Annotated in this window: 6 protein-coding genes and 1 CRISPR repeat array; all 6 genes read left to right on the top strand. The window is 38.3% G+C overall.

The window, feature by feature from the left end:
* The first annotated feature begins 284 nt into the window (after positions 1 to 284).
* Positions 285 to 1,876: direct repeats of the CRISPR family, unit length 37 nt; unit sequence GTCAGAGAGTATGTTCCAGTGAGAGTAGGATTAAGAC.
* Between the two features lie 3,566 nt (positions 1,877 to 5,442).
* From K4L44_06540 to K4L44_06565, 6 genes are read left to right on the top strand one after another with little or no spacing between them, the layout of a single operon-like run.
* Positions 5,443 to 7,404 carry an AAA family ATPase gene (locus tag K4L44_06540; protein QZE15484.1) on the top strand — a complete coding sequence of 654 codons (1,962 nt, stop codon included), beginning with the start codon at positions 5,443 to 5,445 and terminating at the stop codon, positions 7,402 to 7,404.
* Positions 7,401 to 8,897, top strand: coding sequence for a hypothetical protein (locus tag K4L44_06545; GenBank protein QZE15485.1), 1,497 nt, complete (start codon positions 7,401 to 7,403; stop codon positions 8,895 to 8,897). Before K4L44_06540 ends, K4L44_06545 begins: the two co-directional genes overlap by 4 nt.
* Positions 8,884 to 9,555: a hypothetical protein gene (locus K4L44_06550; GenBank protein ID QZE15486.1), complete on the top strand. Its 672-nt coding sequence runs from the start codon at positions 8,884 to 8,886 to the stop codon at positions 9,553 to 9,555. Before K4L44_06545 ends, K4L44_06550 begins: the two co-directional genes overlap by 14 nt.
* 22 nt (positions 9,556 to 9,577) lie before the next feature.
* The gene (locus K4L44_06555; protein QZE15487.1) at positions 9,578 to 11,401 is read left to right on the top strand and encodes a hypothetical protein; all 1,824 of its coding nucleotides are present in this window, start codon (positions 9,578 to 9,580) and stop codon (positions 11,399 to 11,401) included.
* A gap of 5 nt (positions 11,402 to 11,406) precedes the next feature.
* Complete coding sequence (locus K4L44_06560; GenBank protein ID QZE15488.1) at positions 11,407 to 11,997, top strand: hypothetical protein; 591 nt, start codon at positions 11,407 to 11,409, stop codon at positions 11,995 to 11,997.
* Positions 11,990 to 13,504, top strand: a complete 1,515-nt coding sequence (locus K4L44_06565) for a hypothetical protein (protein ID QZE15489.1) — start codon at positions 11,990 to 11,992, stop codon at positions 13,502 to 13,504. Before K4L44_06560 ends, K4L44_06565 begins: the two co-directional genes overlap by 8 nt.
* Positions 13,505 to 13,508 lie beyond the last annotated feature (4 nt).

Raw genomic sequence — 13,508 nt, forward strand, 5'->3', positions numbered from 1 at the left:
ATGCATTATTGAACTTCGGGTCTTTGTGGTTAACTTGAAGATCGAATTTTATGATATGTTACTTGAATTATACACAATTTTGTATATATTTGAATCTATGATAGAGTGTTTTGAATAGCTGTGTGTTGAATTATAATATACTGCTAAATAACATCTTTTTAATGTTGAATTATTTATTACTTTTGTGCGCTCTAAGAAGAGTGTTAAATATTGTAAAAAAACGGCCGTTTTTGATGCTTTGCTTGAAAAATAGTCCTGATAATCAGTATTTTAATTTTCTATCTGTCAGAGAGTATGTTCCAGTGAGAGTAGGATTAAGACTCCCCACCTTTCTCCTTGAGGTCTTCTAACAATCGTCAGAGAGTATGTTCCAGTGAGAGTAGGATTAAGACTTTAATGCAGCTGCTGCTGCTTTTAACTCTGCAGTCAGAGAGTATGTTCCAGTGAGAGTAGGATTAAGACCATCCTAACAGGTGGAGCGTCTCTGGAGCACCGTGTCAGAGAGTATGTTCCAGTGAGAGTAGGATTAAGACTCTTGCAGGAACTCGTCCTGTAAATGTTCTGCCAGTCAGAGAGTATGTTCCAGTGAGAGTAGGATTAAGACCCGCACATCGCAGGGACCAATGTCTGGATACGCGTCAGAGAGTATGTTCCAGTGAGAGTAGGATTAAGACAGAAGGTGGATGCTTTCTGGAGCACCGTCCATACCCGTCAGAGAGTATGTTCCAGTGAGAGTAGGATTAAGACCCGTCTGAGATCTCTACTGCTTCTGCCGTCAGTGTCAGAGAGTATGTTCCAGTGAGAGTAGGATTAAGACACTCTACATTGTAGAATGATTTTGCAGGATCGTCAGAGAGTATGTTCCAGTGAGAGTAGGATTAAGACTTTTAAGGCAGCTGCTGCCGATTTCAATCCTTCGTCAGAGAGTATGTTCCAGTGAGAGTAGGATTAAGACGATTCTGAAGATAGATAAGCTTATCACATACACTGTCAGAGAGTATGTTCCAGTGAGAGTAGGATTAAGACTACGTACGGTCATGCCTCCAACGTATCTCTACGGTCAGAGAGTATGTTCCAGTGAGAGTAGGATTAAGACACAGTTAGTGTGTCCAATGATTGTAGACTAATAGTCAGAGAGTATGTTCCAGTGAGAGTAGGATTAAGACATTTCCCATACTCCACTTGGAGCATAGGATTTGTCAGAGAGTATGTTCCAGTGAGAGTAGGATTAAGACCATCCTCAGATACTCTGTCTGAATGACTGAATACCAGTCAGAGAGTATGTTCCAGTGAGAGTAGGATTAAGACACGAACCCTTTTGTATTATAGTATTTGATACCAGGTCAGAGAGTATGTTCCAGTGAGAGTAGGATTAAGACAAGATCTCTAACGCCGATTGTTGTTTTGCTGTTGTCAGAGAGTATGTTCCAGTGAGAGTAGGATTAAGACGTACGACAGGTCTACGTCCTTAAAGAGGACAAGTGTCAGAGAGTATGTTCCAGTGAGAGTAGGATTAAGACCCCAAGTCTCGCCAGTTAAGGCGTTTCGAAGAGATGGTCAGAGAGTATGTTCCAGTGAGAGTAGGATTAAGACAACTTCATGTAATTTTTCCCCTCAACTTCAAAACTGTCAGAGAGTATGTTCCAGTGAGAGTAGGATTAAGACAGCTCTTGCTTGATCTTTGGGGTTAGTATTTTGGTGGTCAGAGAGTATGTTCCAGTGAGAGTAGGATTAAGACGGAATCGAACCTGCTATCCATCTTCCCCGATTGTCAGAGAGTATGTTCCAGTGAGAGTAGGATTAAGACGGAATCGAACCTGCTATCCATCTTCCCTGATTGTCAGAGAGTATGTTCCAGTGAGAGTGGGATTATGGTGTAAGTGGTCACTGTGCTTCGACAAGCTCAGCAACCTAAATGTAGAAGTACTTCAAGGTTGCATGATACTTCGTGCAATATTCACTGTATCTATTTAGTTGAAAAAGCGAACGGAAGCAGGAGCTTCCTAACTCCCAGGTGTTGAAGCATCAATTGTTGAAGCATCAATTTATTGCGTTATTTCGTATTAAAAAAAAATGTGTGGATCTGTGGTGAATCCATAATCTGTGATTATTTGCAGATATTTCTTCTGTGTTATACTCCTCTTCAAAATAACATCTGTGAATATTGTTGTCGCACTTAGACAAGGCAGTGCTGTTGTTTCTACGGTTGTGGCAGATGGGATGAATTCGTCTTGATGGAAAAAATCTGTGTGGATCTGTTCCATCTGTTGGATCTGTGATGAATCCATATACCCCCCCCAGATGTTGAAGCATTGATTGGTGGATGTGTCATTTAATAGACGTTGCAATTTGTGGTGATAGATAGTTGCGACAATTGGTTGTATGGTAGCTGCAAACCCATGTGTTTGCCATGATGTTTCAATTATGTTATTACCATATTTTATTTCGTTGTATTTGATTGCATCTTTTTTGTTGCATGTAATGAAACTGTCCCAACAAGGGCAAAATCCATGGGTTTGCAGCTACAATGACGTTATTTGCATGGTTCTGATATGATCATGATAAGTGGTCACTGTGCTTCGACAAGCTCAGTAACCTAAATGTAGAAGTACTTCAAGGTTGCATGATACTTCGTGCAATATTCACCGTATCTATTTAGTTGAAAAAGCGAACGGAAGCAGGAGCTTCCTAACTCCCAGGTGTTGAAGCATCAATTGTTGAAGCATCAATTGTTGAAGCATCAATTGTTGAAGCATCAATTGTTGAAGCATCAATTGTTGAAGCATCAATTGTTGAAGCATCAATTGTTGAAGCATCAATTTATTGCGTTGTTTCGTATTAAAAAAAATGTGTGGATCTGTGGTGAATCCATAATCTGTGATTATTTGCAGCTATTTCTTCTGTGTTATACTCCTCTTCAAAATAACATCTGTGAATATTGTTGTCGCACCTAGACAAGGCAGTGCTGTTGTCTCTACGGTTGTGGCAGATGGGATGAATTCGTAATTGGTCTTGATGGAAAAAATCTGTGTGGATCTGTTCCATCTGTTGGATCTGTGATGAATCCATATACCCCCCCAGATGTTGAAGCATTGATTGGTGGATGTGTCATTTAATAGACGTTGCAATTAGTGGTGATAGATAGTTGCGACAATTGGTTGTATGGTAGCTGCAAACCCATGTGTTTGCCATGATGTTTCAATTATGTTATTACCATATTTTATTTCGTTGTATTTGATTGCATCTTTTTTGTTGCATGTAATGAAACTGTCCCAACAAGGGCAAAATCCATGTGTTTGCAGCTACAATGACGTTATTTGCATGGTTCTGATATGATCATGATAAGTGGTCACTGTGCTTCGACAAGCTCAGCAACCTAAATGTAGAAGTACTTCAAGGTTGCATGATACTTCGTGCAATATTCACTGTATCTATTTAGTTGAAAAAGCGAACGGAAGCAGGAGCTTCCTAACTCCCAGGTGTTGAAGCATCAATTGTTGAAGCATCAATTTATTGCGTTATTTCGTATTAAAAAAAAATGTGTGGATCTGTGGTGAATCCATAATCTGTGATTATTTGCAGATATTTCTTCTGTGTTATACTCCTCTTCAAAATAACATCTGTGAATATTGTTGTCGCACTTAGACAAGGCAGTGCTGTTGTTTCTACGGTTGTGGCAGATGGGATGAATTCGTCTTGATGGAAAAAATCTGTGTGGATCTGTTCCATCTGTTGGATCTGTGATGAATCCATATACCCCCCCCAGATGTTGAAGCATTGATTGGTGGATGTGTCATTTAATAGACGTTGCAATTTGTGGTGATAGATAGTTGCGACAATTGGTTGTATGGTAGCTGCAAACCCATGTGTTTGCCATGATGTTTCAATTATGTTATTACCATATTTTATTTCGTTGTATTTGATTGCATCTTTTTTGTTGCATGTAATGAAACTGTCCCAACAAGGGCAAAACCCATGGGTTTGCAGCTACAATGACGTTATTTGCATGGTTCTGATATGATCATGATAAGTGGTCACTGTGCTTCGACAAGCTCAGTAACCTAAATGTAGAAGTACTTCAAGGTTGCATGATACTTCGTGCAATATTCACCGTATCTATTTAGTTGAAAAAGCGAACGGAAGCAGGAGCTTCCTAACTCCCAGGTGTTGAAGCATCAATTTATTGCGTTGTTTCGTATTAAAAAAAATGTGTGGATCTGTGGTGAATCCATAATCTGTGATTATTTGCAGCTATTTCTTCTGTGTTATACTCCTCTTCAAAATAACATCTGTGAATATTGTTGTCGCACCTAGACAAGGCAGTGCTGTTGTCTCTACGGTTGTGGCAGATGGGATGAATTCGTAATTGGTCTTGATGGAAAAAATCTGTGTGGATCTGTTCCATCTGTTGGATCTGTGATGAATCCATATACCCCCCCCAGATGTTGAAGCATTGATTGGTGGATGTGTCATTTAATAGACGTTGCAATTAGTGGTGATAGATAGTTGCGACAATTGGTTGTATGGTAGCTGCAAACCCATGTGTTTGCCATGATGTTTCAATTATGTTATTACCATATTTTATTTCGTTGTATTTGATTGCATCTTTTTTGTTGCATGTAATGAAACTGTCCCAACAAGGGCAAAACCCATGGGTCTGCAGCTACAATGACGTTATTTGCATGGTTCTGATATGATCATGATAAGTGGTCACTGTGCTTCGACAAGCTCAGCAACCTAAATGTAGAAGTACTTCAAGGTTGCATGATACTTCGTGCAATATTCACCGTATCTATTTAGTTGAAAAAGCGAGCAGGAGCTTCCTAACTCCCAGGTGTTGAAGCATCAATTTATTGCGTTATTTCGTATTAAAAAAAATGTGTGGATCTGTGGTGAATCCATAATCTGTGATTATTTGCAGATATTTCTTCTGTGTTATACTCCTCTTCAAAATAACATCTGTGAATATTGTTGTCGCACCTAGACAAGGCAGTGCTGTTGTCTCTACGGTTGTGGCAGATGGGATGAATTCGTCTTGATGGAAAAAATCTGTGTGGATCTGTTGAATCTGTCAGATCTGTGGTGAATTAATTTTCTATGTTTTTTTGTTGTATGTTAAATAAAAACAATATTCATATTGTGTCTTCTGTGGGAAAATTAATCCTTGTTTCTATATGTGTTTTCGATTGTTATTTGGTGTATGTTTTGTTGGTCAACTGTTTTGTATGGCGATAGTTGCTAGTTTTTTATGCTGAATAACCTAAAATGTTTCTGTTGTGTAGATAGATTTCATAGTTCGGATATAAATTTGATGATAATAGTTAAAAAAAGCCCTTTAGATGGGTGCTGATTGCTATTATTATTTATAAATTGTGAATGCTTTTATGAAGTGTTGCACCTATTTGTTGCGGTGCAATATTATCACCTTACAACAAAATAGAGATGAATTTAGATTATAAGATAGAAAAATTCTTAGTGGATTTAGGTAGTATCGGTTCTACCATTGGAATGATTCGTGGAGCAGCAGGAACAGGAAAGACAACAGTTCTAAAATGTTGTGCTATCAAATATTCTAATATATATTATGTAGCACCAACAGGTAGGGCATCCATGGTTTTATCTAAAAGTGTTCAGCAGGAGTGTTCTACCATTCATCATCTCATATATACCTACGACGAAGCGGCAAGTTATAAAAGCCAGACACAAGAGATCTTCATGATGCAACCGAATCAATATCCTGCGGGAGCTCTATTTGTTGTGGATGAAGCTTCGATGATATCTAATAGGAGTCGAAAGGATGGTTCTTTGCGTTTTGGTTCAGGAAATTTATTATTCGATCTTTTGTCGTTTGTGGATTTTAGTAGAGGACAGAAGCTTCTCTTTAGTGGAGATCCAGCCCAATTGCCTCCTGTGGATGAAGTCAGATCTTCCGCTTTAGATCCTGCTTTCTTTAAAGAAGAGTATGGGATGGAGTGTTTGGTCTTGGAACTCAATAAAGTTTATCGACAAGATGCTAATAGCTACCTTTTGGAGCAGGTGGTTCCTTTAAGAGAGAATATATTGAATGAATTTCCAATCTCTTTAGAGTTGAAAGACAAAGAGGGGGAGGTTGAAAATATAGATTTTCATGAGGTCGTTTCACAATATCTTACACATTATCAACAGAATCTCAGCGAAGTGGTTGTATTGGCATATAGCAATCGTAAGGTGTTTGACTATAACCAACAGATCGTCACCTCAATGGGATATGACTACAAGAATCTCTTTGTTGGTTTGAAATTGGTGCAGATGCAGAATATGGTTCTAGATGGTGTGGCTATCTATAATGGAGATAGTCTTCTGGTTCGGAATGTTCTATCTTCTTCTATTTCATTAAGTGGTTTCTATAATGATGATCAGAATCGTCGCCATCCTGTAGGCCCTTTTCATTTTCAAAAAGTGAAGGTCGAAACAGAACAAAATAAGAATTTGATTGGGTGGGTATGGTTAGACTATTATAGGATTGATAAACCCTGTTTAGATCCGCAGGTCATGAAACATGTTGCCTCTGTTTTAGAACAAAATAGAGACCATCCTGAGGCAATAGATATAAAGAGAGTTCTGAAGGTGAAGATGGGGTATGCTATCACCTGTCATAAAGCACAAGGAGGAGAGTGGAAAAATGTGTTTGTGGATTTTGAAGGGATCTCACTATTGAACAGTATGGGTGCTAGATGGTGCTATACTGCACTTACTCGTACACGTAAATATGTTGGGGTGGTTGATTTGCCGACAGTAACCAAGAGGTCTAGATTGAATATCGCACCCATAACAAGAATAAAGGGGGCTGGCATAAAGAAGAATGGATTTCTTGACCTCTCTACCTGTTCTAATAATATGGAGGATGCTTTTCGTCGTTTGATCACTGCATCTGTGATGTGTCCCAATCTCGAAATAGAATATAAACAGTATTGCAACAGAGTCGTATTTGAAGAAGATGGAAAGTGTGCCACATTTGATTTTATCTACAATGGAATGCTTCATTTTAGAAAGCCTGTGATAGTCAAACATACGGATGTTGACTTTGCCAACCTTATTTTAACACAGTTGCTCTCTTTGGAGAAGGGGGAGTCCCAAGAGTGTGATATCGAATCCGAGATCGTGCTCTTGGATTTATGGCAACAAGAGATGATAAGATGGATTCAAACTCTTCTGTCTGCGTTTGAACAGTCTATAGGTGAGATCGAATTAAAAGAGAGTGGATATTATATAAACCTCTATCTCTGTAAAGATAGTAAAGGGATTGAGAGGTCGTTGAAACTCTATTTTAATGGAAAGAATCAGTTTACCCAGATAGTACCTTCTAGTACATTAGGTAATACAGATACCATGTTGGTGAACCTCCTAAAAACAATCAAATCATGAGTGTAGACTATCGAGAGATAAAGACTTTACGCAAAGAGCACAAGTGGCAAAATGCCTTAGATATTATAGCACAACTTACAGAAGCGCAAAAAGAAGCGTTGTGGTGTAAAAGAGAGATGGCTTGGCTCTATTATGATATGATCAAACAGGAGAGCTGTTCATGGAGCGACCGTATCTTTTATATGAAGCACATCGGGGCTTTAGAATTGCCTCCTGCAGAAGAGATGTTTTGGCAAAATGTCATGAGATTATTAGTCTCATTGGTAGCAAAGAATTTTGATCGAAGTGGGGTTGCCAATGCATCGAACTTAGATAAGGTGATTGAAGCAATGTTGACATGGTGTCCTGCTCGTCGAATGAGTGAAAGTGCGACATTTATCAATGTACTTCTTTCGAGGGTAAAAGAGGGAGTGTCTTTTCAGTGGATTGCGCTTTTGCAGTGGTGGTGTTGCACCGGTATTCATGCGGAATCCTATAAAGAAAGCGAGTATCAGGATAAAAAGATCCCAGCATTGGTGGATCGATCTTTTGGATATGGGATGAAGGTGCTGCGAAGTATGCAAGTGCCTCGTGATCCAGAGATTATTCGCTTTATGACTGAGACGATGGAGACATTTGTGGAGGCAGGGTATAGTTATAAATTTTTCAAATACTATATCGGGTGTTGCTACGAAATGGAGAATGATTTGGAAAAGGCCCAGCATCTTTTTCGTGCCTATATGATGGAGGCTGGAGAGTCTTATTGGCTATGGGATCATATTGCCCTATGTGAGCACGATATGGATTTGAAGATCGCATTTTTAGCCAAGGGTTTTCTTCAACATGATAAATTGGAATTTCGTATCTCCGTTGGGCAACGACTGGTGGAGTTATTGAGTCAGAAGGGGCAGGACGAGTTGGTTGTATGGTTGTCGAATCAACTAATAAAGGTGAGAAAAGAGAAAGGATGGAAGATCCCTGCTATTCTTGAATCTAAAGCGCAAGAACGGTGCATTGATAATAAATTGGCATATACACAATTAACCATGCTATCCAAGCCTTCTATTGCGTGGATGGTAGAGGGAATGACACCAAAGTATGGTATTGTAGAGACGGTGGATAAAAAGAATCGTTGTTATTGGATTGCCATTGACTCAGAGAATACTCTTCGTGTTCAAGAGAATGCGGTAGATTCCAATGTTAAGAGATATGATATGGTGGCATATTACTCCAAAGAAAAAGGTTCACGAAATGCAATGTGGGTGATGACTTCTTATTCGGGCATATTGCCAAAGACCTTTTATCAAGCGGGTAGTGGAACGGTAAAAAGACATCGGTCGAATGTATTTGGTTTTGTCCATGATCTATATATCCATCCCGATTTGATAAAGAGAGAGAATCTTCGAAATGGATCAGATGTGATGTATCGAGCCATCTATCGATATCATTCAAAAAAAGATAAATATGAGTGGCGACTATTAGATATAAAAAAGATTGAATATGACACAAAGTAAAAAGATAGACATCCTGACAATCAAATATAAGGTGCCGATACGATATGAAGAGATTGGAAAGTTTAGAGGTGCGCTACTTCATGAGGTGGGTGTGGAAGAAGATCTTTTTCATAACCATAAAGGGGATGGATTTCATTATAGATATCCTTTAATACAGTATAAACGAATCGGTGGTAGTGCAGGCTTGATGATTCTTGGTGAAGCTAATCGTGCGATGGTAGGCCTATCAAAGACTTTTGGAAAGAGTATTAGAGTCGGAGATCGTCGCGAAGTGTTAGAGGTGGACTTTATGCGTTCTAAGACATTGACTGTGCGAATGGGGAAGAAGATGTTTACCTATAAGTTGCTTAATTGGATGGGACTTAACTCTGAAAACTATCAGCATTTCCAAGAGATAGAGGATATCGAGGAGAAGGTGGCTTTTCTGGAGCAAATACTGTGTGGTCAGATTCTTGCCTTTTGTTATGGTATCGATTATGATCCACCTATGCAGCTGAAAGTAGAATTTTTAGAGATAGAAAGAGATAAGGTCGTGCCTTACAAAGGGCAGACGATGCAGGCTTTCGACCTGATCTTTCGGACCAATATATTTCTTCCCAACCATATTGGCCTCGGGAAAGGGGTGAGTATCGGAATGGGAACAGTAGAAGAAGTTTAACGAACTAAAAAGATATAGAATAATGACAAAGTATTTATATGGTGCCGCAGTCCAAGGTATTCAGTCGTTTATCTTTAAGACAAACAAACTGAAGGAGATTGTCGGTGCTAGCGAACTGGTAGACCAGATTTGTAGTTCTACCTTTGCAAAAGCATTGGCCGATGCAGAAGTATTAAAAGAGATTGATAAAGGTGTTGAAAAAAAGATTGGTCGAAACTTTGAGGAAAAAAGTTTTGATGCCCAAAAACACTATGATAATAATAATAGTTGGATACTAGGAGCTGCAGGAAATATCAAATACCTCTTTGATTCGAAGGAGGCTTGTGAAAAGGTGGTTTGTAATTTCCCTCGCATTGTAATGGAGAAAGCTCCAGGGATTACCATTAGTCAAGCGGTAGTCAAAGTTGATGGTGATATTACTGTTGATCATATAAATCTATTAGAACAGAAGTTGAAAGCTGAAAGAAATAAACCTACGGCTTTCTTCGATGGTGTGATGGGAGTTGAACGTTCACGTCGAACTGGAGATTTATCTCATGCTTATGATTTGAGTGATTTCGAGGTAAAGGCCAAAGACCTAGAACATAGTGATATTGCAACTCAGAAGAAATTAAGAGCATTTAAAGGAAATCAGTTAAGATCCAAGATTTTAATGAAAAATTTAAGATCAAAGGATGATCTTCTTTCGAGTGAATTGAGTGATGTTTCGTTTCCATATAACTTTAGTGAACTTAAGGCGAATAATACTAATGATGATGATTTGGGCTATTTGGCTGTGATCCATGCGGATGGGAATAGTTTAGGTCGTTTGTTACAAGGCTTGGCAAATAAAGCTAGAGAATCAAATTTGAGTGGTGATGACCTAATGATGTCATTCAAGTCTTTTTCTTTGGCTTTGAATGAAGCGACGTTAAGTGCTGCTAATTTGGCTTTGAATGACATGTTTCATGGTCGTGATTTTGAATGTGCATGGACAACCGAGGCTTGGAAGGACCTATGTGACAAAAATCAAATGATGCCAATGCGTCCGATTATTTTAGGTGGAGATGACTTGACAATGGTTTGTGACGCTCGTTATGCATTAGATTTTACTACTCTGTTTTTAGAACATTTTAAGGCAACAACAAGAGCTGCTTTTGATTCAAGAAAAGACCGTATTAAAGGTCTAAAGTACGATTATCTTACTGCTTGTGCTGGAATTGCATTTATCAAGATGAAATATCCAATATATTATGGGGTGCATTTGGCTGAGGATTTGTGTGGAGAGTCGAAGAAGAAGTCTAAAGAAATGATGGTCAATAAAGACGTTAATGTTCCAACAAGTTTGGCTTTCTATAAAGTAGAGTCCTCGTTCTATGATAGCTATAAAGAAGTGAAGAATAGAGCACTTACTGTCATGACATTAAGAAATTTAGACGATGTTGATAATGCATTGGAAGAGTCGTCATTAAGTTTTGCTTATGGACCATATTTGTTGGATCCTGTGGATGATACGATGAAGCAAGATAAACTTATACCGAGTCTTTCTTATTTGCATCGTTCTTTAAAAGATTTGGAAAAGGCTAAAGATGCAAAACAGGTTTGTGTTCGACCTTCTGCATTAAGGCGATGGTTGTCTGAATGTTATCACTCTGTAGAACAAGCTGAAGAGTTAAGAGAACGAATGGTGGAGGTTTTGAAAGAACGATCTAAAGATAATGCAAATAAATACCGTCGCGCGACGTTGGTGGGTGATCTTGACTTGAAGTTAAATAAAGGAAAAGGAAATGCTCTGATTCAAAGAAGAGGGGATATTTGGGTTTCACCTGTTTATGATTTAATAAGTATTTATTCACTTTTAAAATAGTGGTAATGGGAATAGTAAAATATAGATATACTGTCACTATGTTTAGTGATTGGCACATTGGCTCTGGTTTGTCTGGTGGAGCTGAATTAGATATGGTAGTCCTAAAAGATCATAATAGGTTGCCATATATACCTGGAAAAACAATTAAGGGATTGGTTCGAGAAATGTCCCAATTATTGTGTGATTTAGATAGTTATAATACAACAGAAGATACCCTTATGTCTCTTTATGGTTCTAGAAGTGAAAAAGGAGAAGATATTGGGGGTAATTGTTCAAAAGGAACATTGTTTTTTTCTGATGCGACATTGGAAAAAGATTTACAAGAGATGTTGCTAGAAAAACAGTATCAAGATGAATTGTATAGTATTGTTGCATCTACAGCGATTGGAGAAGACGGTATTGCAAAAAAGCATTCGTTGAGAAGTGCTGAAGTTACTATACCATTGATATTATCAGGAGTTGTAATGGGTGATTTTAAATCTTCAGAAATGTTTATTCAGGATAGTTTCAGTATGATTAAACGTTTGGGAATAGGTCGCAACCGAGGTTGTGGACGTTGTGAAATTAAGTTGGAAAAGGAGGAGCAAGATGTTTAAGATATCATTTAGATGCACATTTCTTAGCGATGTAGTGCTTAATTCACAATCTGCAACAGAAGGGGTTCAACCATCTTTGTCTTATGTTCCAGGATCAAATTTCTTGGGTATGGCTGCCCGTAAATTATATTGTGATGAACAGCTTTCTGAAGAGCAAAAAAGAGATATATTTCACCGTGGAGTAGTCACTTTTGGTGATGCTCACATAGAAGTAAAAGAACACAGAGCCTATAAAGTGCCAGCTTCATGGTTTTATAAGAAAGGAAAATCTTTTACCGATGATGAAGTTTATGTCCATCATAAAGTTCCTTCTAAATATTTGAATAAAATGATCGGCGATGGAACTCAATTGAAGCAGTCTAGAGAAGGGTACTTTATTTGCCATGCTGGTAAGGGTAAACAGGTTAGCATAAACAAACAGTTTTCTTTAAAATCAGCATATGATGCAGATAAGAGAAAATCTAAAGATAGTCAGATGTATGGTTATGAGGCATTGGAGGCTGGAACACGTTGGCAGTTCACTATTACTTCTGAAAATAGAGAGTATTTAGAGTTAATGATAGATGCTTTGAAAGGGGATCAGCAGTTAGGTCGTAGTCGTACAGCTCAGTATGGATGGGTGTATATCTCTGAAATTGGTTCTATTACCGAGGCTAAAAAGCATGAGGATGTTACAGGTGTGGTTTCTATTTATGCAGCGTCAGATTGGGCTTTAGTTGACCGTTTAAGTAATCCAATATACAAGCCTACGTTAGAGATTTTTAACCTGCCTGAAGGAAGTGAAATATTGTGGGATAAAAGCCAAATACGAACACGAGTTTATACACTTTGGAATGGTAAACGTGCAACACGTGATCTTAGTCGCATGGTTATTGAAAAAGGTTCAGTTTTAGTAGTTAAAACAAATGGTTCGTGGACAGACCATCCTCATCGTGTGGGGTGTTTTACCTCTGAAGGCTTAGGTGAGTATTTAGTGAACCCATTTTTCTTGGATAGCTGTCAAAATGATATGGGGCTAAGAGATCTAGATTTTGTTCTTGATGACGAAGATAAAAAAAATAGTTGTTTACCTCTTCATTTTGTAAATCAGGAAGCAAAGAAAAACACCATGTTAAAGTCTTATCTAGACAGGAGAAAGAGACGTAGAGATGCTGCTGTTATTATTCAACAAGTTGCAATGAAGTTTAAACGCCAACATCATGGTATCTATAAAGAAGTTTCATCTAGTCAATGGGGAAGTATCCGAAGTTATGCATTGAGTACCAACGATAAGTCAGAATTGTGGAACATGCTCTTTAAAGAGAATGGTAAAAAGAGTTCAGAAGTTGGATATTTGGTTCATGGAGTAGTGACACAAGATCTTTGGGAACAACGTCGAAGAGCTGTGACACTGAAGAAAGCTATAGAAAATTCGTTTGATGAGTATTTGCCTCAAGAAAAGACGTTTAATTCAGAAGCTGTGGTGAAATGTGTAGAGAAAATAGCAGCATTAATGCAGAAAGGATAATAAG

The sequence above is a fragment of the Prolixibacteraceae bacterium genome, from assembly GCA_019720755.1.
Lineage (GTDB): Bacteria > Bacteroidota > Bacteroidia > Bacteroidales > Prolixibacteraceae > Halosquirtibacter > Halosquirtibacter laminarini.

What these genes read in the sequence shown, in the direction of transcription:
- K4L44_06565 (QZE15489.1), top strand. Translation starts at nt 11,990, where the DNA reads ATGTTTAAGATATCATTTAGATGCACATTTCTTAGCGATGTAGTGCTT.
- K4L44_06550 (QZE15486.1), top strand. Translation starts at nt 8,884, where the DNA reads ATGACACAAAGTAAAAAGATAGACATCCTGACAATCAAATATAAGGTG.
- K4L44_06560 (QZE15488.1), top strand. Translation starts at nt 11,407, where the DNA reads ATGGGAATAGTAAAATATAGATATACTGTCACTATGTTTAGTGATTGG.
- K4L44_06545 (QZE15485.1), top strand. Translation starts at nt 7,401, where the DNA reads ATGAGTGTAGACTATCGAGAGATAAAGACTTTACGCAAAGAGCACAAG.
- K4L44_06555 (QZE15487.1), top strand. Translation starts at nt 9,578, where the DNA reads ATGACAAAGTATTTATATGGTGCCGCAGTCCAAGGTATTCAGTCGTTT.
- K4L44_06540 (QZE15484.1), top strand. Translation starts at nt 5,443, where the DNA reads ATGAATTTAGATTATAAGATAGAAAAATTCTTAGTGGATTTAGGTAGT.